The following is a 20,076-nucleotide window of genomic DNA, read 5'->3' as shown; positions in this document are numbered from 1 at the left end:
CGCCCTTACCTTTTTATCTGTCCGTATGGAAACTATGAATCTTTTCGTTATACGCAATCGTTTTTTCAATGATCTCCTCAGCGCTCTCCTTCACGATGAAGAACTTTCCGTTCATCATGATCACCTTGGATTCCGGTATCAGTTCTACCGATTCGATCTGATCGCAGTTCAGCACGATCTTATTGTCATTTAATTTGGTCAGCATAATCATATCATATTCCCTCTTCTTTTTCAAACGCGGCCAGGATTACAGAAGGAATCTTAGCTGCGCTTTTACCTCCTCTATATCATTAAACAGCAGGCAATATTGATTCAATACCTGCACAGACCGCATGAACTGCGGAACTGTAAAAGATGACCCTGCCGCATGATGGATATGCGCGGACAGTCGGCTTACAATCCCTTTGTACAAATCTAAATCTTCATCATTACAGACAGTACATCAGGCCGGGATCTGCCATGAAATATGCTTCATGGCAGATCCGCAGCGATATTTATATGGATATGCAAATAAATGGTTTATATGTCATGTATCTGCAAGCTGCTGCGCAGTCCTGGTTGATATCATTCAGGACTAACGTTTCATGTTTACAAGTTCCTGCAGCATCTCATCCGTTACAGTGATGATCTTCGAGTTCGCCTGGAAACCTCTCTGGGTTGTGATGATGTTGGAGAACTCGTTGGCAAGGTCTACGTTGGCCATTTCCAGGTAGCTGCCGAGGATGCTTCCTGCCGGGCCTGATCCTGGAGCCTCGTGATTTACCTCACCTGCATTTTCACCGATCTTGTAGTAATAACCATCCGTCTTTTCCAGACCATTCGGGTTCTGTACGGAAACGATTGCAACCTTTCCGATCGGAATCACACGGTTCTGCTTATCTACACCTGTAACGGTTCCATCTTCGCTGATGGAGTAGTTGTCGAGTTCGTATGGTAAACCTGTGGCCGGGTCGTTCGGAATTTTGATGGTGGATAACTCATCTGTGTATATTGCCGGAATACCGGGTTCCCAGGTTTTTCCATCCACAGTCTTTGTTGTGTCTTCCTCTACGTTTGCTCCCAAAAGTATTTCAATTGCATCAACATTATCCATAGAATCAACACCGGTTACTTTGGATGTAATTTTAAGCTGTGCCGTCCACGTATAACCTTGCGTCGCATCTCCGGTTCTTCCAACCCCACTAAAGTCAATTTTCACATTTGCATATTCATCTTGATGAGCAAGTTTATCTTGATTTTGGCTGTTTGTAACATAGGTTACCCATTCCTGAATTGCAGCTTCCATATCATTTTCAGATTTTATCTTTGCTGATAGTTCTACCTTCTCTCCGCCAATCTCTATTGTCATAGGTTTTGCCTTATCATCAAACTTAATCTCTATCTTTTTAAAAGTTTTTGAAGCCGCTGTAGCTGGTGTTTCCGGAATACCCGTACCTTCCTGTACTGCGTACCCATACACATAGCTTCTCTGGTCATCTACCAGATATCCATTTTCGTCTACGCGGAAGATACCAACTCTGGACAGGTTCAATCCTGACTCTTTTACATTAGTAAAACTTCCGTTTACCATATTCCCTACCAGGAAGAACCCTGTACCGTCAATCATACAGTCCATCGGATTAGCTGACGGAGACGGCGCCCCTGATTCAAATACATTAGAAATAGATGATAACTGTGAACCGTAACCAACCTGAGACGCGTTACGTCCGCCGGCTGCTCCGGCCAATACGCTACCGCCGCTGCTGTTGATTGAGTTCGTGTACATGGAATCCTTGAAGTTGTATGCATATCCCTTAAATCCCCATGTATTTACGTTGGCGATATTATTACCGATTACGTCCATCTTGGACTGATGCGCCTTGAGTCCTGCGACTCCTGCTATCATTGATCTGACCATTTTAATTTACTTCCTTTCTTTTCTATACAACCCTCTGCCGTACCTGCACGCCCCGCTCCTTTTCCAAAGAGGGCGCGCGCCTGTACCTGCGAGTCACGCAGGCACGAAACCTCCACAAATGGTCCGGCTTACATGAGTACGGCACTGTCAATATTGGTAAAAATATTTTCTTTCATTTCCGTTCCAGACATCGTTGTCACAACTACGTTGTTCGGGACATTTACAATAAAGGCTCCGCTCTCCCCGATGATGACTACATCCCTGGCGCCCTTGGCCCGGGCCTTCTGAACTGCCTGATTAAGGTCATTGAGAAGATTGTCTGTCATATTGATGCCGCGCTCCTGCACTCTCCGCGCCGCATGCTTCGAGAATTGGACGGACTGCGCCTTTTGCGCCTCCTGCTGCAGAAGGTCTGAAAACTGTACGCCCGAAGTGGTGTCTGCCGTCTTCTGAAGCTGCAGTGAAGCAGATTGAAGCTTCAGCGCGCCGGCATTTGTAATCTGATTGATCTGATGAACCGGAGGAATCTGATTGATCTTGTTTCCCATCATATGCACCGCCTTTATCTCTCACCTGCAAATGCTCTACTTCTTAGAATCCTGCGTCTTGTCGCCTGTTCCCTCTGTCTTGTCTGTGGAATCGGTCTTGTCGTCTGTATCCTCTGTCTTATCTGTGGAATCGGTCTTATCATCCGTATCCACCTTCGGCACATCCCCGATCGCCATGATATTGGACAATTCGTACTTCTTTCCGTCCACATATACGGAAGTGGCTCCTGTCAGGTCAACCCCGGTCACGATTCCCTTCTTGGTCTCGATCACCTTTCCTTCTTCATCGGTCTTTGTCACAACAGTGACCTCTTTTCCAAGCAGACCTGTGGAATATGTGGTCAGCGTTACGGAAGAAAGATTATTGATTACAGTTGAGAAGTTCGCGATGGCCGTTGCCATGGAGTTCATGGTGGTCATGTTATTCATCTGGGTGATCTGCTCCATCATTGCCGCATTATCCATGGGATTGGACATATCCTGATATTTCAGCTCCGCAGAAATCAGCTTCCAGAAATCGTCGGTGCTGAGTGTGGATTTATCGGACTTGGCTTCTGCCTGCGTTGCAAGATTCGCATTATACAATCCGCTTGCTACATCGCTGTTCAAATTTACTGCCATATGTTCTTCGTCTCCTTTCTAATTACACTGTGAGTCCCAGGCGGAGCTTCTGTAAGAACTGCTCGGAATCTTCAGAGTCCTGCTTCTGATGGTTTTCCTTCTGCTGCTCCCGTTCGTCCTGTTTGCCCTGCTGGTTCTCGTCGTTGTTCCGGTTCAGATAGTCGGGTTCCTGCTTCTCCACAATGATCTTCGTCTCACCGCCCAGGTTCTTGTCGATGATCACGCCGATCTCTCTCGCGCGGTCGCCCAGCACTTCCAGCGCTCTCTTTTCCGTACAGAAGATGGATACGGTAGCCTGACCGTCCTGATACTGAATCTTGACCGCAATCTTGCCCAGGTTCGCCGGCTCGATCTCGATCTCAAAGGAATCCGCGCCTTCCTGCATCTTTCCAAGGATCTGGTCTGTCAGCTTCTCGGGCAGCTCCTCCGGCTGTGCCACATGGACCTTCGTCACTTCCTGAGGGATCTCCTCCTGGATGTTCCGGACAGGTGCCTGCGCTACCGGCGCTGCAGCGGACTGTTCCGCATGGGTATTATCATCTGTCTGAGGCTGGGTTTCCTCTCCCGTGGACTGGGTTTTTACCGTTTCTCTGCGGATCGGCGCTGTCTCTGCTGTCTCCGGCGCTGCTGCCTGGACCTCAGGCTCTTTTACCTGAACGGTTTCCTGAGTCTTCACCTCTGCCTGGAAATTCGCTGCCGTATCTGCGGTCACATTCTGCTCCGGCTGTACATTGACCTGTTCCGTCATTCCATCAGCGATCAGCTCTCCCGCCGCTGTCGGATCTACTGCTGTCACTTCTGCGTCCGCCTGAACTACCTCCGGCACTTCAATCACTACCTCCGGCTCGGTCGTCAGAACCTCCGGGCGCATGCCCTGGCTCATCTGGTATGCCGCAAGCAGACCCATTGCCTGGCTGTCGTCTGTGCTGACTGTCTCCTCCGCGGTGTCCTCTTTGGTGTCTTTTGTGTCGGTGTCCTTGCCTTCCTCAGGCTTTTCGGTTTCCTCGGTTTTCTCCGGCTTGCCGTCCTTGGATACTTCCTGTGTAGTGCTGTCCTGGCTGCCGTCCTGCTTGCCTTCGAGCAGCTTCTTGAACTGATCCGACTGGGTGTTCTTCACGCCCGTACTGTTGGTCTTGCCGCTGTCCGGCGCCTGGAAACCGATGTCCATTGCCTTCACATTTACATTCACCATTGGTTTTTCCTCCTTTCTGCCTCGATCCGAAATCCCCGTCAGAGACGGGCTTCCGTGATCGGAAATATTTTATATGGTAACTGTAGTAAATACAGGGTTACCCTTATTCCATACGGCCGGGTGTGTCATGCCGCGGATACGGCAGCTCCCGGCTGTCCCTTCTTGAATGCAGACATGGCAATAAGTGATCATCCGTTCAGCCTTGCCATGGCGTCCCTTGTGGTCACAAATTCCTCAATCAATCGTTCATCCTGTTTTAATACTTCCTTATCGTACTCAAACCGCTTCCGTTCTTTTAATTTATCAATCGATGAGGTCTCCTTCTTCGCCTCCACGACTTCCTTCCGTTTGATCTCCTCCTGCTCCCGCAGCCTTGCAAGCTGTTCCTGCTTTCTGCGGATCTTCAGGCGCAGTGAGTCAAAGTAATTTTCATAGGTATGCATCTCGTTGATCTTCATACCATTCATTTTATTCTGCTGAAACTCGGCAGCGCATTGGCTGTACTCGTGTTCCAGTTCATCAATTGCGTTTTCACATTCCCTGATCTTCGCCAGTATCCTGGCGTGCTCCCCTTTCAGGCTGTCCAGTACCTGCTCCTTATAACGAAGTACCGTGTCCAATGGGAAAAAGAATTTTTTCATCTTCGTGCGTCCTCGCTTTGATTATTCGCAGCCCGTATCGGCCGCCTGGCATATCTAGTGCAGGATCCTCTGCATAATCCGCAGCGATTCCTCAACTGAAAAGCTTTCGTCTGTCTTCTGCATTAAGAATTCATTGACCTTGTCGATCTTGGATATGGCAACGTCCAGTTTGGGGTTGGTCCCCGCCTTGTATGCGCCGATGGAGATCAGGTCCTCATTTTTTGTATACAGGCTCAGGATATCCCGAAGCCTTGCCGCCGCGTCCTTGTGCTCCTGGGGTACGATGCTGGACATCAGACGGGAGATGCTCGCATTGATATCAATAGCCGGGAAATGGTTCTCATTAGCCAGCTTTCTGGTCAGCACAATATGTCCGTCCAGGATTCCCCGTACCGTATCGGATATGGGTTCGTTGGTATCGTCCCCTTCTACCAGCACAGTGTAAACCCCGGTGATGGAGCCTTTTTCAAAATTCCCGCTGCGCTCCAGGAGCTTGGGAAATTCCGCGTAGATGGACGGGGTATATCCTCTCGCCACAGGCGGCTCTCCTGTGGCAAGCCCGATCTCGCGCTGTGCCATGGCGAAACGGGTGAGGGAGTCCATCATCAGCAGGACGTCCTTCCCCTGGTCTTTGAAATATTCGGCAATGGTGGTGGCAACCAGGGGACACTTGACGCGGAGCATGGCGGGCTGATCCGAGGTGGCTACGACGACCACGCTCCTTTTCATCCCTTCCGGGCCCAGGTCATTTTCCACAAATTCGCGGACCTCACGGCCTCGCTCTCCTACCAGCGCAATGACGTTGATATCTGCCTTGACGTTCTTTGCGATCATGCCGAGCAAGGTACTCTTGCCCACGCCGCTTCCCGCGAAAATGCCGATACGCTGGCCTTTGCCGATGGTATTCATGCCGTCGATCGCCTTGACGCCGAACTCCAGAGGGTCGGAGATGGGCGGCCGGGACATGGGGTTGATAAATGCGTTTTCTACGTAATAATATCTGGAGGAGGGCAGCGGCCCCTTGTCATCCATGGGGTTACCCGTAGCGTCTATGATGCGCCCCCGCAGAAATTCTCCTACCGGGATCTTGAGACGCTTCCTGGTGTTCCGCACAAAGCTGCCTGCCGAAACGCCGCTCAGGTTCTCATAGGCCATGAGCTGCATCTTATCTTCCCGAAAGCCGACGACCTCCACAGGGATCTGCCTGCGCTTCTCCTCATTGTAGATCATGGCGATATCACCGATGCTGGCGCGGTTTCCGGAGGATTCCATAGACATGCCGATTACATTTTCAATTTTTCCTATGTAGCTGACTGTCTCTGCTTTCTGGATCAGCTCCGGCAGCTTCGAAAACACTTGCGTTCACCTCGGTTTCTGTCTGTATCTGTATCATGCTCCGGCACGCGGGCACCTGCTTTTTCTGACCGCGCCGGTCACATCTGTCTGACTGCTCTCTTTATCAATATGCGCTACACCCTCACATTGTTCAGGATGTCTTTGATATTTTCAAGCTGTGTGCTCACACTGGCGTCTATGATCTCGTCGGGAAGCTCAATGATGCAGGTTCCCTCCTCGCCGTTGTCCATGGTAATGATCTTGATGTTTTCGGACAGCTTGGACATGGCGTCCAAAAATTCCGTATCCACATCCATGGATATGCCGGTGTCGCACTTGGTTATGTATATTTTTGCCCATTGCTTCTTGGTGATCTTGTCGGTGGCCGCAAGGATCATGCGCTTCACAATGTCCCCGCTGGACTGCAGGCTGGTCTGGATGATCTTCTCCGCCACAGCCAGGGAGATCCTTTTCAGGTCATCCACATACTGCTCCAGAAGCTTTGCTTTTTCAATGGAAACACTTTCTATCACATCCGCGGCGTTGGTCTGCAGCTGGCGGATCTCCTGATCCAGGAGCTTGCGCTGCTCCTCATAGGCATCCCGGGTTCCGTTCTGGCAGCCTTCCTCGTATCCGTCGCGAAATGCCTTCTGACGAAGGATGTCCGCCTGGCCGCGCGCGTCCGCAAGGATCTGCTCCGCCTTTTTTTCCGCCTCGCTTATGATCTCGTTCGCCCGCTCCGTGGCAAACTGCTCTTCCTTCGCTTCCTCCTCCGCCCCGCCGTCTTCCTCTTCTTCCTCTTCCGGCTCTTCGGCTGACACGGTCCGCTCAATCTGGAACCCTGCGAAGAAGTCATATGGCCGGATATCCTGTGCTTCGTCCGGCTTTTTCATAATCCTGGGCATCGGTATCATCCTTTCTGTCTATGCTGCGGTATGCGTAACGGCTTCATGCGCCGCATTCGGCTTTTCTGATCCGCCCCGCCGCGCAGTGCCGCGGCAGACCGGGATTCCGTCTTTTCTATCATCCGTCTGAAAGATCAGGATCAGGCAATGATCTCGTCCTTGCCGCTCTTCACGATGATCAGCTCGCCTGCTTCTTCCAGACGACGGATCACAGCTACGATCCTCTGCTGTGCTTCTTCTACATCGCGCAGACGTACATTGACCGTAACCTCCAGGTCGGACTGAATGCTCTCTGCCATACGGCTGGATACGTTCGCAAATACAAGATCCTTGATATTCTGATCGGATCCTTTGAGGGCGTATACGATGTCCTTGACGTCGCATTCCCGAATGAATCTCTGGATGGACCTGTTGTCCATCGATACGATGTCCTCGAATACGAACATCTTCTTCCGGATGGTCTCGGCCAGTTCTTCGTTCTCCTTGCCCAATTCGTCGAAGATAAACTTCTCGTTCGCGCGGTCCATGTTGTTCATGACCTCTGCTATGTAGTCGATGCCGCCGATGGTTGTAAAGTCCGCGGTCGTCAGTACGCTCTCGAACCGCTTCTTCAGGGAGGCTTCCACGATCTTGATGGCTTCGGGAGAGGCGCTCTCCATCTTGGCAATCGCCTCTACCACCTTGATCTGCTTCTCCTTTGGAAGCTCGCCGATGACAAATGACGCCTGATCCGGATCCGCATAGGAGAGAATCAACGCTATGGTCTGGGGTCTCTCGTGCTGCAGGAAGGAGAACAGATTCTTGACATCGCTCTTTCGGATAAATTCGAAAGGCCGTGTCTTCATGGACTTGGCCAGCTTATCCAGCAGCGACTGCGCTGTACTCTCACCGAACGCCTTTTCCAGGACTGCCCGGGCGTATTCCATGCCGCCGTCGGTTACCACCTTCTGTGTGAGGCAGGTCTTGTAGAATTCGTCTAAGACCGCCTCCATCTGCTCCGGGGTCACATGCCCCAGCTTGGCAACCTCTATGGTCAGCTTCTCTATATCTGATTCACTTAAATGCTTATAAATCTTGGATGCTTTGTCAGCTCCCAGAGAGACTACGACTGCCGCCGCTTTCTGCTCCGGTGTCAAGGATAACGCAGCATTAGCCTCCATCTAAACCGCCCCCGTTCAGCCAGTTCTTCAATAACTGGGCAGATATCTCCGCATTCTGTTCCGCGAACTCCCGAATGCTCCTCTTCAGTTCCATACCTCTGTCATTCTGAATCTGCTGAAGCTCTTGATTGAGATCAATATGCTCAACTTCTTCTTCCAGAAGTTCCTCTTCTTCCTCTTCTTCCTCAGCCCTGCGCCGTCTGATGATCAGTACCACGATGATACCTGTCAGGATCAGCAGCAACGCGACTGCCGCGATGATCGCCCACAGCGGAACGCTCTCAAGCAGTGAGCTGCTTGCTGTCTCCGCGTCTTCATCGTCGTCCGCTCTTCCGTCGAACGGCGCGCTTGCCAGGGTGATCTTGTCAGCCTGCTCCGCCCGCGCGATCCCGGCCGCGTTGCCGACCAGAGAACGGAGCTGAGCTTCTCTCAGGCTTCCGAATCCATTTCCATTGACTACGACGGATACCGTCAGGTCATCCAACGCGCCGGAATCCACCTGGCCCTGTTCCTTGATCTGGTTCACAAGGTAATCCGTAGACCTGCTTTCGCTGGACGCGCTGGCGCCGTTGCCGTCGCCTTCTGTATTGTACTCGGCCGTGTCCGCGTTGGTCTCTGTTCCGACCACGCCTCCTGCCGTATTTCCCGTACCGGACCTTTCATTGTATGTATCTTCATGACTGATGATTCCGGTCTTATCTTCGTCGTCGATCTTTTCCGGAGTGCTGTATGTGGTAGACTCCCGGATGAGTTGCTCCATGTTGATCTGCGCTCTTGCCGCGACGGTGACATTGTCCTCTCCGTAAATCGGTCCAAGGACTTTCAGGATCTTTCTCTCGATCTGGCCTTCCACGACTGCCGCGATCTCTTCCGCGTCGGAGCTGTTGGCCGTCCTGTTTTCCTCCGTCTCGGATACAGTCTCTCCGGATGTCCCGTCTATAACGACAACCTCATCGATCTCCATATTCGGAACGCTCTTTGCCACAAGCCGCTGCATGCCAGCTGTCTGCTCCTTCGTCGGAGCGCTGCCGTCCTGCATAATGACCGTGACCGATCCGCTGGACTTTGTCTCTGAGTCATTGAGGACATAGCGGTTATCCTCCCCCAGAGCAATCGTGACCTTGGCATCTGATACACCTTCAAACATCTTGATGGTGGCGCCGATACGATCCTGCAGATCGTAAAGCTCGAGCTTTGATTTTTCAGAATCTGTAGTCAGCAGACTCGCATTTTTCAAATACGTTTCATATGTAAAACCGCTCTTCGGGTAACCCTGCTGTACAAGGGTCGCCTTCGTCTGATCCACCACGTTCTCCGGCACCATGATGGTGGAATTACCCTCATAGCGGAACGCGATCTGCTCCTCCTGCAGCTTCGCCGTGATCTGCTGCGCCTCCTGCTCGCCCAGTCCGGTAAACAGGACTGCATACGGGCGGTTGTTGAGAATCAACGCAATCACGACCGCTGCCACGACAAGCACGGCGGCCGCGGCAATAATGATCTTTTTCGTTTTACTGCTTAAATTTCCAGCAAATTCTTTGAATTGCCCCAACTTTTCTTTCATGTTCCAATACTCTCTTATCTATTTATTCCCGCATCGCTTAAGGATTCTGCGAAGCATCAGTACGGGATGCCCTTTGGGTACGGTTTCTCAAGACACAAAGAACAATGTGCAACAGCTGTATCACACATTGATTCATGATCTGCCCCGCAGGGGCATTCCATGACGGACGCCCTTGCGGGATACAGAATTGTGCATTATGAACTGAGTCGCATAATCTCGTTGTATGCTTCCAGTGCTTTTGTCCTCAGCGCCGCCAGAAGATCCATGGAAAGCTGCGCATGGGATGCCGCGATCCCTACCGTGTGCGGATCCTCAATCTGGCCTGTCGCCAGAAGGTACTGGTTCTTCGCCAGGTTCTGGTCCGTCTCTCTTACGTTGTTGATCGCTTCCTCGAAAATACTTTTAAAGGCCGAGACGCCCTCCTGACCCTTTACGCTTTTGGATGCGGACGCGGCGGAGCCTGTGCCTGTCACCGATCCGACTGAGCCGACTGCTCCGATCCTGTCCCATGGCTGGATGGGAGTGATGAACATATCTTCCATAAGATTCTATCAATCCTTTCTACTTAATTTCTTCTCCGGGGCAGCTTCCCTCTCCGGTTTCATATCTTCATAGAAGATATGAAACTGATACGCGATCCATGCAAGCGCATGCCGCTTCGCCCCGACAATATTCCGCGATGTCAGCGCAGGCAAATCAATCTTCCGCCCGCCGTCCCATCATTTTTAGGAAAAAATTGGTGGAAAAGTTTTACTGGCCTTTGATCGCAGTCTGATATCTCTTGATATCAGCCGTTACGGTCTGCAGCAAATATTGATAATGAAGGGCGGTTCTTGCCATATCCGCTTCTTCAACATCAGAATGGACATTGTTCTCATCCACCCTTGCAGATGAATCATACGGGGTATATACAAAGTAGTCCGCCCCCGAGATTGCCTCACGCATCTGTGAGTTGCTCTTCGTCTGGCTTGCCGCCTGAAGTCTCTTGTCAAAGACCTCCTCAAAGCTGACATCCTTCTTCTTATAACCCGGTGTATCTACGTTGGCAAGGTTGTTCTGAACAACCTCCATCTTCCTCCAGAGGTAATCCAGAGACTTATTCGCCATTGACATGGTATTTCCAAATATGGAGCTTCCAAACATGATATGTATCACTTCCTTCTTATTATTAATGTAAACTTTCTAACAAGGTGATCATCTGTATCGGCATTCTCTATCTGCTGAAAATCCTGAAAGTTTTTTCGCAAACTACACCTATACCGGATTAATGATACACCTTATTTTCTTAAAAGTCCAGTTTTTTCGGTGAAATTTTATATTAAAAATTTACCAGTCAAACGCTTCTGTTGAGCGGTTTTCCTGCATTTCCCGTATCATGTGGGGAAGGAGTTACGCACACACAACATATGGGAATGGTTCAGATCAGGCTGGTATAGTCGGAATCGGGTTCCAGGCTTCCGATGGAAGTGCCTTTTCCAAGACTGCTCACGCGGCTCATCATCTGCAGCCGCATCATTCCCACGAAATATTCCGCAAGCTGCTGGGTCAGATCCGTTGCGGTTGAACTGTTCGCCGCGCTTGTACTCGTCCCGGTCCGTCCGGAAGCGTTCCCACTGGCCCCAAATGTTCCGGAGGTGCCGGTCCTGCTGCTGACCGTCTGGCCCGTGGTGAGTTCCTGCCCCATGTAGCCCTTGATCCGGCTGATGTAGTTGATAGTCTCTTCAAACGGGGGTACTCCGCCGTACTTGGCCACATTGCCGCTCCCTGCATTGTATGCGGCAAGGGTCAGATCAATGTCTCCGTTATACTGCTGCAGCTTCTGAGCCAGGTACTTGGCCCCGCCCATGATGTTGCTCCTTGCGTCAAATGCGTCCTCCACGCCTAAAGCCGCCGCGGTTGCAGGCATGAGCTGCATCACGCCCTGAGCCCCGGCCGAAGAAACCGCGTCAGCGTTGTATCCGGACTCCGCCTTGCCGACTGCCATCAGAAGCTTGACAGGGACATTGTACTTCTCCGCGGCTTCCTGAAAGATCGCGTCCATGCTTTCCGGCACGCCCAGTCTGCCTGCCGCGTTCTGGAACGTCTCCCCAAAGCTCAGACCGTTCGCCCGCGTCCCGCCTGAGTACAGGCTGCTGCTGGACTGCGTTCCATTGGAATACAGGCTTCCGATCGACTGCGTCATGTTCTGCAGTGACTGCAGCTGCCCCAGGACACTGTTCATATAGGTATAGAGACTCTGGTAAACTGAATAATCCATTGCCATATTTTTATCCTCACTTCTAAAAAATCTACTATGTTGCCGCGCCACTTTGCTCAACCCAAACAGCATATCGCTATTATTGTAACATATAATTGCAATAATGTCATTATGCCACTTTATACCAATCTTGAAAAGCCTTTTTTTGCAAATTAAAGAAATTTTTTCCAACTGTACGGTTGCGATCCGAAATCTCAGTTTTATGCAATTTATTGCAATAAAACTGAGATTTTGGATTAGCAACCTACTCATAAATGAGCAAAAAAGCGGCTGCGTTAGCAGACGTTAGAGTGCGTAAGCACGGTTTTTGCGAATGGATGAGTAGGTTGGAGGCTCTTTAGAGCATCCAACCGTACAGTTGGAATTTTTTTACTGTATGTTTACCAGCAATTCCCAAGTTGCTGTGAGCGCCCAGCCAGGGGTGAACAGTAACATTCCCAAAAATGACTTCAAATTATATGAAAATATATATTTACAATCCTTTGATTTAGGTATAGAATAATGTTAAATACGTATATCTTTTTACAGAAAAATCTAAATTACATAGGAGGGAGTAGACGTGTTTAAGAATTTAAAGGTGAGGAGCAAACTGCTCGTCTCATTCGGCATTGTCATTATTTTCTATATTATTGCTATCATTGCTTCGTCGATCGGACTGGGCAGCGTATTCGGCGGATTGGAGGATTTTTATAATATTCCATTCCCGATGGTGAAGAGTGCGCTTGAGGCGCAGTCCATTACCAGAGGGATCCAGCTGGATGTATACCGCGCTGTTTCTATCAGCGGTTCGGAGCGTCAGACAGTAATCAGCGAGATTGAGGAGTCTTCCGCGGAGCGGAATAAGGTCATGGAAGAGTTGAAGGCGAACTTCAACGGAGACGCTTCCCTGCTCAAGAGCGTCGAGGATGCCAACGCGGCGACCTCCGCGGCCCGCGAAAAGACGATGGAGTATATCCGCGCAGGCAATTCCACGGCTGCCATCGAATCCATCAACGGCGAGTATCTGGAAGCGGCCAATCATTTTGAGGATACCTTAAATCAGGTCATTGATCAGGCTGAGAGGAATGCGGATGAATATTATCAGAACGGTACGACAACCAAGCGTATCTGCACGATCATTTTATACGGCCTTGCTCTGGTCAGCATCATTTTAACCATATTCCTTGTGCTGTCTATCGTGAAGGGCCTGACCCGTCCGATCCTGGAGATCGAGGATGCCATCAAGGCAATGGCAAAGGGCGACATGAGCAGCAAGGTTACATATACGTCCCGCGATGAGCTGGGTGATCTGGCGGAGAACCTTCGTTTTGTACTGGCTACTCTGTCCAGTTACATCGGCCATATCTGCGAGCGGATGGATTCCCTTGCAACAGGGGATCTGACGGTAGAGATGGATATGGATTATCTGGGCGAGTTTGAGTCGATCAAGCAGTCCGGCGCCAAGATCATCAATTCCCTGAATGATACGCTTGGCCAGCTTCATCAGGCATCGGAACAGGTTGCAAATGGATCCGAGCAGGTTTCCAGCGGTGCCCAGGCCCTCAGCCAGGGTGCTACGGAGCAGGCAAGTTCTGTTGAAGAGCTTGCAGCGACCCTGGGCGACCTGTCCAACCAGGTCAATGATACCGCGGCGAATTCCCGCGATGTCAACCAGCTGATCTCCGACACAGCAAAAGAGATCAACAACAGCAAGCAGAAGATGGAAGCCATGGTCAATGCCATGACCAACATCAACGAGTGCTCCAGCGAGATCGAGAAGATTATCAAGACCATTGAAGATATCGCGTTCCAGACCAATATCCTTGCGCTGAATGCCGCAGTTGAGGCAGCCCGTGCAGGTGAGGCGGGCAAGGGCTTTGCCGTTGTCGCGGATGAGGTTCGCAGCCTGGCATCCAAGAGCCAGGAGGCGGCGAAGAACACGACTGTCCTTATTAATAACTCATTGAACGCGGTTTCCGAAGGAAGCCAGATTGCTACGGATACTCAGAGTTCACTGCTCAAGGTTGTGGAGAGCGCGGATAAGATCGCAGTTAATATGGCGAAGATCACCGAATCCGCTGATCTGCAGGCAGAAGGTATTTCCCAGGTGACTCAGGGAATCGACCAGATTTCCTCCGTTATCCAGACCAACTCTGCTACCGCAGAGGAAAGCGCCGCAGCCAGCGAAGAGCTGTTCAGCCAGTCCAGCCTGCTCAAGAGCCTGGTTGGCCGCTTCCGCCTGAAAGGAATGGCAAGTTCTATGGTAAGTCGGCCTGCAGCATCTGAGCCGGCAGAGATGGAATCCTATGACAGCAATGTGTATGACGGCGGGTCATTTGACAGCGGGTCCTATGATATGAATTATGACAGTTCCGACAGCTTCGGCGGGGCGGTGGATACTTCGTACAGCGCGCCGAGCGGGAATAATAAGAACTTTAGTAATGAAGTGATCTATGATGGGGCGAAGTATTGATCAATTGATCAGGAAGGCTGCTCGGGCGTGTGAAGGATAACACGCAAAATGGAAACGGATCGGGGTTTTGCATCGGATTGGTGTAAAGCATTCGTGAAGGATGAAGTAAATAGAGAAATGGATACCCGGGAGATTTGGTCTCCCGGGTGTTTTTGTTTAAAACATTCCCAACTGTAACGCATCCAGCCCATTGAGAAGTCGCCTGACGGCGAAGGGCTGGATGCTGAAGCCACAGCTTTATTGGCCGGATGCCTTGCGGCGAGACGCAAGGCCCCGTGAACAGTAGTTACAGGGCACGCCTGGTCAAGGTGTGACCTGTAACGAACAGTAACCAGACGCTTACAGTAGCGGTAAACGGAGGTTGTATTCCTTATACAATGATGGTAAGATAGTTCTATATAAATGAATCGTGAGGTGAGACCATGAACCGGACTCTTGGCATCGGGCATCAAGTTTTTGAAGATATTATTACAAAGAATATTTTTTATATTGATAAAACAGCGTTTATAAAAGAATGGTGGGAATATGAAGATGCAGTGACTCTCATCACCCGTCCCAGACGTTTCGGGAAAACACTGAACCTGAGTATGCTGGAATACTTTTTCTCAGTGGAGCATGCTGAGAAAAGCGGACTATTTAAAAACTTGTCCATATGGACCGATAAAAGATATTGCGACCTCCAGGGATCCTATCCTGTGATTTTTCTTAGCTTCGCAAGGGTAAAAGAAATTTCCTATATTAACACCAAGAAGAAAATATGCCAGCTTATTGCAAATTTATATAACAAATATGATTTTCTCCTGGAAAGCGGTTTATTAAATGATAATGAACAAAAGCTTTTTCGGGAAGTTTCTGTAGATATGGAGGATTACGCGGCATCGGAAGCTTTGCATAATTTATCGGATTACCTGATGCGCTATTATGGTAAAAAAGTTCTCATTCTGCTGGATGAATATGATACACCCCTACATGAAGCCTATGTAGGGGGCTATTGGGAAGAGTTGGTTTCATTTCTCAGAAATATTTTTAATTCTACCTTTAAGACAAACCCTTACCTGGAGAAAGCCCTTATGACCGGGATCACGAGGGTCAGTAAGGAATCCATTTTCTCTGACCTCAATAATCTGGAAGTGGTAACCACAACCTCTGAAAAATATTCGAATTCTTTTGGTTTTACCCAAGATGAAGTTTGGGAGGCATTGAAAGAATATGGATTGTCTGATGAGCGTGACCGTGTCAAATCCTGGTATGACGGCTTTACCTTCGGCCAGACATCGGATATCTACAATCCCTGGTCCATTATTAACTTTTTAGGCAAACACAAGCTTTCCACTTATTGGGCAAATACAAGCAGCAACAGCCTCGTCGGAAAGCTGATCAGAGAAGGAAGCCGCAGTGTGAAAATGATCATGGAGGATCTGCTGAATGGCAGGGAGCTTTGCACACAGCTTGATGAACAAATTGTATACAGCCAGCTCGGCCATGATGAAAGCGCTATCTGGAGCCTTCTTCTTGCAAGCGGGTACCTGAAAGTGACAAAGCTTGCATTCTACGAAGACTCTGGTGTAGATGAATATACTCTCGCACTGACAAATAAAGAAGTCCATATTATGTTCAAAAAAATGATAGAAGGATGGTTTGCAAAGTTCATCCCATCTGCCTATAATGAATTTATCAGGGCCATGCTGCTGGGGGATCTGGAAGCCATGAACGCCTACATGAATCAGGTCGCTATGGTTACCTTCAGCTTTTTTGATACCGGAAAAAGTCCTTCGGCAGGGAGTGAACCAGAACGCTTTTATCATGGATTTGTTCTCGGACTGATGGTTGATTTGGGCAGCCGTTACAAAATCTCCTCGAACCGCGAAAGCGGATTCGGAAGATACGATGTCGTTCTGGAGCCGATCCATGCCCAGGATGCCGCAGTGATCCTGGAGTTTAAAGTCCGCAATCCGAAAAAAGAGGCCAGTCTGGAAGAGACCGTTCAGGCAGCACTGGCACAGATCGAGGAAAAGCAATATGCCGCTTCCCTGGCCGCTGCGGGGATTCCGGTGGAGAGGATACGGAAGTATGGGTTTGTATTTGAAGGGAAAGAGGTTTTAATTGGGTAGGTTTGATTGAATGATACTGATGAACCGTTCCAGATCCTCTTTTGTAGTGATCTTGAAGTTTTTCTCATCTCCCGGTATCATGCGGATATCCAGCCCGGCCATCACCGCCGGTTCTGTAGAGCCGTTGATTCTGAGGATCGCATCCGGCATCAGGCGTATATTTGCCTCATAGTATGGCCCAAGCTGAAATACCTCCGGCGCCTGGCCGGCGTAGATCTCACCCCGGTTCAGGAGTGTCCGGACTGATTTTCCATCCGTACTGGAATATACCGTGTCCTTCATTGGCAGGACAGGCATGGCGCCGAGATGTCCGGCGGCAGCGGCCAGGCAATCGCTGATCAGCTTTTCCGAAAGTAGCGGTCTTGCCGCATCATGGACAAAAACATAATCTGAATCTCCCGCATATCCTCTGATATCCTCCAGCCCGTGCAGGATGGACAGCTGGCGGTTCTCCCCGGGGAGAGAAAAGCCCCGGAATTTCTTTTGAGGATCAGCCGACGGCAGCCAGGTACGGATCGGCTCCTGCCAGGCCGGGTCAGCAACGATCTGGATCGCGTCAATCATGCCGTGGAGCGACAGGCGCTCCAGGCTGTAGGAAATGATCGGCCTGCCGCCTGCTTCGATATATTGTTTCGGGATGTCCGAAGCCAGCCTGCTGCCGGTACCGCCGGATAATATTAGCGCAATGTTCATGAACATACCTCCTGACAGGTTATCCTAACCTGAATAAACCAGAAAAGCACAATACGAGAATTTTGTGCCTAAAACTTCAATTCCCGGATATTCTGCAGTGTCTCTGCATACGGCTGCTCTTTTCCAAACAGAAGCGTCGTCCCCAGTACAAAGCCGGCTACCCCTTTCGGCGCATATTCCAAGATCTTATCCGCGCTGCAGGCCCCGTCCCAGTAGATTTCAAAATCCATATCTTCCTTGATCGACAGAAGCTTTGTGATCTTCTTTCCTACATAGGGCAGGTACATCTGTCCCGCGTTGCCGGAATTCACAGACATGACCAGCACCTTTTTTACAATGCGCAGCATCTCCATGACCGTCTCTACCGATGTCCCCGGATTGATTGCAATACCGGGAACCAGTCCGGCGTTGATAATACTCTGCAGAGTGGTAGACGGGTGGTACTCCGCTTCGGGATGGATGTAGACCGTGTCACCCTTACGAAGACAGTCCAGAAACAGATTAATTCTATTGTTCGGATGCTCGATCATCAGGTGTACGTCCATTGGTTTTGCTGTCGCGCTTGCTATGTAGCGCATATCATTCAGCGACATGGCAAAATTGGGGACGTAGCGTCCGTCCATGATATCAATATGGAAGGAGTCAATACCGCCCGTTTCCAGATTTCTCACTTCTTTTTCCAGGTTTCCGTAGTCGGCACACATCATGGATGCCATTAGTTCAAATTGCATGTGCAGCTCCTTTTTCATCGTTTATTATTCTGCGGCATATCCGCAGAAGCCCTGAACAGATTCTTATTTTTCGCGTATAATCTCTGGCAGAACCGTATTGTCTCTCTCACAGTTTATCGCAAACGCCATATCAATACCTGAGGGCTTCCTGTCATTTACAACAATCCTTTCTCCCATCGGCATATTAAAAAAAATATCATCGTATCGTATATCATTTTCATCTAAAAAACGTACTGTTTCTTCCTTATACTCATCTGTTCTGGAAGTGAATATAAAAATCTTATCTTCCGGCGGAATGGACCGGATATATTCCTTCATTCCCGCCAGCAGACTATCCTTTCCATCCAGCTTATAGCCGTTATGCCTGACAAGCGTCCCATCCAGATCGAAAATCCAGGTTTTAGGAAGTGTAGAGAGGATCAGTTTCTTTTCCATACAAAATCATCCTTTACCACAATATTTTCAAAGCTGTCAATTGCATATATATCAATTGCTTTCCATTGTGTATCACAATAATTATAATCCGGATATAATGCAATTTTTCTGCAGTCCGCAGTCCGGATCACATCACAGATGCCGCTCCGGATTCCGATGAAGGTTCCTGCCCTCTCAACGACAGATTTCATCTCACTGATCTCCGGACTGAGAGCCGCCGTCCCAGGAAGCGGTTTTTCTTCCCCTGCTATGTTTGTGAAAATCTGAAAGCACTGTTTTTGATAATCAGAAATAATGGCTTCCCATATTTTCACCGGCAGGGCTGTCACGGATTTGGCGTAGGGTGAAAGAATGACTGCATGATCCTTCTCAATCATTTTTAAATCCGTAAAATCCTTCCAGTGTTTCGGAACCGCAGGTTCCGTCTCTTCCGGAAGACCAAATACCCCGCAGCGGTAGATCTTTTCCAATGGTATTTTTTTTCGGTATAACGCTCTGGATAAGTGAACCACATATGGCCTGTCCTGGTGCGCGATAAATGCATTTTCATCCTGTGTATAAAGCTCTGCCTGGATAGTGGCATCCAGTTCCTTCTGCTGCATCACCTCTACAGGGCAATCATCGAAAAGTGAAACTGCCTTTGCGCAGGCGGCACCGGCTACGCACACGATATACTCCTTTTTCCTGCGCCTCTTTAAAAAATATGGGAGATAGGACATACAAAAATAGACATCTCCAAGCGCAGAGAACGGACAGAATACCCGAAAATGGCGCGGATACTTCCTTTCTAACTCTTCCACAATCCGTCTGCCGTGTTCCATGCGCTTCCGTTTTCGCTCCATAGTTTCATTTGAAAGTGAGTATTCCGCATAGGTATTGTAATCCACCAGCTTTCGGATCTCCCCGGTGAAGCCAAGCTGCCTGAGCTGTGCCTGCATCGATTCGTAGAACCTGGTCACGATACAGACAATCACATCTTCTGCCGATTCGGCAAGGATGGACTCCGGCGGAAGAATCGGAATCCCAAGATATATCTTGCCCTGTTTTTCCATACTGTTATCCAGTATTGCCGCAGCCGCATATCCTTTTTTTTCCAGAAGCTCCGCCAATTTTTCCGTTGCGCCGCAGTGGCCAAAGAGGAAAATACGCTTGTGTTCCAATATGCCGCATTGCTCTAATTCCTCAAAGTTTTGTAGCATTTCGTTATAATACTGTGCTTCCATATGATTTCACCCTCATGATTCAAGAAGCGACTGAAAGACAGTTTCCATCGTCATGTCCCCGGATTTTACATAATTAATAAGGAAAGCATCTGATTCATCGAACAAAAAAAGCAGGGGAAAACCTGCTTTGAATCTGATGATTTCCAATTGTACCAGATTGCGGAAATATTTTCTGACAATTCATTATGTAATTGCAATGTTTCGAGAAACAATTCTTTGAATTGGCAGAAAATTTTTCGATAATACTACGTTAGAGATAGTGTAACATAATAGGATAACGTACGCAAGCCATTGCGAAGCAATTTGGTACA

At 49.4% G+C, this 20,076-nt stretch carries 19 protein-coding genes; 2 read left to right on the top strand and 17 right to left on the bottom strand.

All coding sequences use genetic code 11. The features are described from left to right. Window positions 1-13: 13 nt before the first annotated feature. The 13 genes from ACTOY7_RS09710 to ACTOY7_RS09650 form a co-directional block, all read right to left on the bottom strand. Window positions 14-211, bottom strand: coding sequence for a flagellar FlbD family protein (locus tag ACTOY7_RS09710; RefSeq protein WP_004072107.1), 198 nt, complete (start codon window positions 209-211; stop codon window positions 14-16). A gap of 363 nt (window positions 212-574) precedes the next feature. Next, a complete protein-coding gene (locus ACTOY7_RS09705) occupies window positions 575-1,897 on the bottom strand; it encodes a flagellar hook-basal body complex protein (protein WP_482670616.1) in 1,323 nt (440 codons plus the stop codon). Window positions 1,898-2,025: 128 nt separating this feature from the next. Further along, a complete protein-coding gene (locus ACTOY7_RS09700) occupies window positions 2,026-2,448 on the bottom strand; it encodes a TIGR02530 family flagellar biosynthesis protein (RefSeq protein ID WP_394684709.1) in 423 nt (140 codons plus the stop codon). A gap of 33 nt (window positions 2,449-2,481) precedes the next feature. Further along, window positions 2,482-3,066, bottom strand: a complete 585-nt coding sequence (locus tag ACTOY7_RS09695; protein WP_482670617.1) for a flagellar hook capping FlgD N-terminal domain-containing protein — start codon at window positions 3,064-3,066, stop codon at window positions 2,482-2,484. Between the two features lie 22 nt (window positions 3,067-3,088). Then, a complete protein-coding gene (locus ACTOY7_RS09690; protein ID WP_160280593.1) occupies window positions 3,089-4,258 on the bottom strand; it encodes a flagellar hook-length control protein FliK in 1,170 nt (389 codons plus the stop codon). Window positions 4,259-4,446: 188 nt separating this feature from the next. Then, window positions 4,447-4,899, bottom strand: coding sequence for a flagellar export protein FliJ (gene fliJ / locus ACTOY7_RS09685; RefSeq protein WP_160280594.1), 453 nt, complete (start codon window positions 4,897-4,899; stop codon window positions 4,447-4,449). A 54-nt stretch (window positions 4,900-4,953) separates the two neighbouring features. Then, window positions 4,954-6,255, bottom strand: coding sequence for a flagellar protein export ATPase FliI (gene fliI / locus ACTOY7_RS09680; protein WP_300885029.1), 1,302 nt, complete (start codon window positions 6,253-6,255; stop codon window positions 4,954-4,956). A gap of 113 nt (window positions 6,256-6,368) precedes the next feature. After that, window positions 6,369-7,139, bottom strand: coding sequence for a FliH/SctL family protein (locus ACTOY7_RS09675; protein WP_160280596.1), 771 nt, complete (start codon window positions 7,137-7,139; stop codon window positions 6,369-6,371). 140 nt (window positions 7,140-7,279) lie between these two features. Continuing rightward, window positions 7,280-8,299, bottom strand: coding sequence for a flagellar motor switch protein FliG (gene fliG / locus ACTOY7_RS09670; protein WP_160280597.1), 1,020 nt, complete (start codon window positions 8,297-8,299; stop codon window positions 7,280-7,282). After that, entirely contained in the window at window positions 8,289-9,863 is a 1,575-nt protein-coding gene (fliF, locus tag ACTOY7_RS09665; protein ID WP_482670618.1) for a flagellar basal-body MS-ring/collar protein FliF, read from the bottom strand. Before fliF ends, fliG begins: the two co-directional genes overlap by 11 nt. 194 nt (window positions 9,864-10,057) lie before the next feature. After that, the gene (gene fliE, locus ACTOY7_RS09660; RefSeq protein ID WP_160280599.1) at window positions 10,058-10,405 is read right to left on the bottom strand and encodes a flagellar hook-basal body complex protein FliE; all 348 of its coding nucleotides are present in this window, start codon (window positions 10,403-10,405) and stop codon (window positions 10,058-10,060) included. Window positions 10,406-10,613: 208 nt separating this feature from the next. Further along, window positions 10,614-11,006 (bottom strand): flagellar basal body rod protein FlgB, encoded by a 393-nt coding sequence (flgB, locus tag ACTOY7_RS09655; RefSeq protein ID WP_482670619.1) that lies wholly within the window; start codon window positions 11,004-11,006, stop codon window positions 10,614-10,616. 274 nt (window positions 11,007-11,280) lie between these two features. Further along, on the bottom strand, window positions 11,281-12,126 hold the full coding sequence (locus ACTOY7_RS09650; protein WP_160280601.1) for a lytic transglycosylase domain-containing protein: 846 nt from the start codon (window positions 12,124-12,126) through the stop codon (window positions 11,281-11,283). A 553-nt stretch (window positions 12,127-12,679) separates the two neighbouring features. On the opposite strand from ACTOY7_RS09650, the gene ACTOY7_RS09645 reads away from it, so the two are divergent. Together ACTOY7_RS09645 and ACTOY7_RS09640 are read left to right on the top strand one after the other, a co-directional pair. Next, window positions 12,680-14,572, top strand: a complete 1,893-nt coding sequence (locus tag ACTOY7_RS09645; protein ID WP_160280602.1) for a methyl-accepting chemotaxis protein — start codon at window positions 12,680-12,682, stop codon at window positions 14,570-14,572. A gap of 422 nt (window positions 14,573-14,994) precedes the next feature. After that, the gene (locus ACTOY7_RS09640) at window positions 14,995-16,683 is read left to right on the top strand and encodes an AAA family ATPase (protein WP_482670621.1); all 1,689 of its coding nucleotides are present in this window, start codon (window positions 14,995-14,997) and stop codon (window positions 16,681-16,683) included. Here ACTOY7_RS09640 and ACTOY7_RS09635 read toward each other — a convergent pair. The 4 genes from ACTOY7_RS09635 to ACTOY7_RS09620 all read right to left on the bottom strand — a co-directional run bounded on the left by ACTOY7_RS09635 (window position 16,672) and on the right by ACTOY7_RS09620 (window position 19,765). Beyond that, window positions 16,672-17,376 carry an IspD/TarI family cytidylyltransferase gene (locus ACTOY7_RS09635; protein ID WP_482670622.1) on the bottom strand — a complete coding sequence of 235 codons (705 nt, stop codon included), beginning with the start codon at window positions 17,374-17,376 and terminating at the stop codon, window positions 16,672-16,674. The genes ACTOY7_RS09640 and ACTOY7_RS09635 overlap by 12 nt on opposite strands. Before the next feature lie 68 nt (window positions 17,377-17,444). Next, window positions 17,445-18,107 (bottom strand): ribulose-phosphate 3-epimerase, encoded by a 663-nt coding sequence (locus ACTOY7_RS09630; RefSeq protein ID WP_300886068.1) that lies wholly within the window; start codon window positions 18,105-18,107, stop codon window positions 17,445-17,447. A gap of 63 nt (window positions 18,108-18,170) precedes the next feature. Continuing rightward, window positions 18,171-18,542 (bottom strand): hypothetical protein, encoded by a 372-nt coding sequence (locus tag ACTOY7_RS09625; protein ID WP_482670623.1) that lies wholly within the window; start codon window positions 18,540-18,542, stop codon window positions 18,171-18,173. Then, the gene (locus ACTOY7_RS09620) at window positions 18,527-19,765 is read right to left on the bottom strand and encodes a nucleoside-diphosphate sugar epimerase/dehydratase (protein WP_482670624.1); all 1,239 of its coding nucleotides are present in this window, start codon (window positions 19,763-19,765) and stop codon (window positions 18,527-18,529) included. The genes ACTOY7_RS09625 and ACTOY7_RS09620 overlap by 16 nt, the downstream gene beginning before the upstream one ends. Between the last annotated feature and the right edge of the window lie 311 nt (window positions 19,766-20,076).

This window comes from Schaedlerella sp. (assembly GCF_056796775.1).
The sequence above is the reverse complement of the archived record's forward strand: the minus strand, read 5'-3'. Positions and strand labels throughout refer to the sequence as shown.

Bases quoted from the DNA above. Each gene is read 5' to 3' on its own strand.
- fliJ (WP_160280594.1), bottom strand. From the start codon at position 4,899: ATGAAAAAATTCTTTTTCCCATTGGACACGGTACTTCGTTATAAGGAG.
- ACTOY7_RS09705 (WP_482670616.1), bottom strand. From the start codon at position 1,897: ATGGTCAGATCAATGATAGCAGGAGTCGCAGGACTCAAGGCGCATCAG.
- fliF (WP_482670618.1), bottom strand. From the start codon at position 9,863: ATGAAAGAAAAGTTGGGGCAATTCAAAGAATTTGCTGGAAATTTAAGC.
- ACTOY7_RS09640 (WP_482670621.1), top strand. From the start codon at position 14,995: ATGAACCGGACTCTTGGCATCGGGCATCAAGTTTTTGAAGATATTATT.
- fliE (WP_160280599.1), bottom strand. From the start codon at position 10,405: ATGGAAGATATGTTCATCACTCCCATCCAGCCATGGGACAGGATCGGA.
- ACTOY7_RS09635 (WP_482670622.1), bottom strand. From the start codon at position 17,376: ATGAACATTGCGCTAATATTATCCGGCGGTACCGGCAGCAGGCTGGCT.
- ACTOY7_RS09700 (WP_394684709.1), bottom strand. From the start codon at position 2,448: ATGATGGGAAACAAGATCAATCAGATTCCTCCGGTTCATCAGATCAAT.
- ACTOY7_RS09675 (WP_160280596.1), bottom strand. From the start codon at position 7,139: ATGCCCAGGATTATGAAAAAGCCGGACGAAGCACAGGATATCCGGCCA.
- fliG (WP_160280597.1), bottom strand. From the start codon at position 8,299: ATGGAGGCTAATGCTGCGTTATCCTTGACACCGGAGCAGAAAGCGGCG.
- ACTOY7_RS09650 (WP_160280601.1), bottom strand. From the start codon at position 12,126: ATGGCAATGGATTATTCAGTTTACCAGAGTCTCTATACCTATATGAAC.
- ACTOY7_RS09630 (WP_300886068.1), bottom strand. From the start codon at position 18,107: ATGCAATTTGAACTAATGGCATCCATGATGTGTGCCGACTACGGAAAC.
- ACTOY7_RS09710 (WP_004072107.1), bottom strand. From the start codon at position 211: ATGATTATGCTGACCAAATTAAATGACAATAAGATCGTGCTGAACTGC.
- flgB (WP_482670619.1), bottom strand. From the start codon at position 11,006: ATGTTTGGAAGCTCCATATTTGGAAATACCATGTCAATGGCGAATAAG.
- ACTOY7_RS09620 (WP_482670624.1), bottom strand. From the start codon at position 19,765: ATGGAAGCACAGTATTATAACGAAATGCTACAAAACTTTGAGGAATTA.
- ACTOY7_RS09625 (WP_482670623.1), bottom strand. From the start codon at position 18,542: ATGGAAAAGAAACTGATCCTCTCTACACTTCCTAAAACCTGGATTTTC.
- ACTOY7_RS09690 (WP_160280593.1), bottom strand. From the start codon at position 4,258: ATGGTGAATGTAAATGTGAAGGCAATGGACATCGGTTTCCAGGCGCCG.
- ACTOY7_RS09695 (WP_482670617.1), bottom strand. From the start codon at position 3,066: ATGGCAGTAAATTTGAACAGCGATGTAGCAAGCGGATTGTATAATGCG.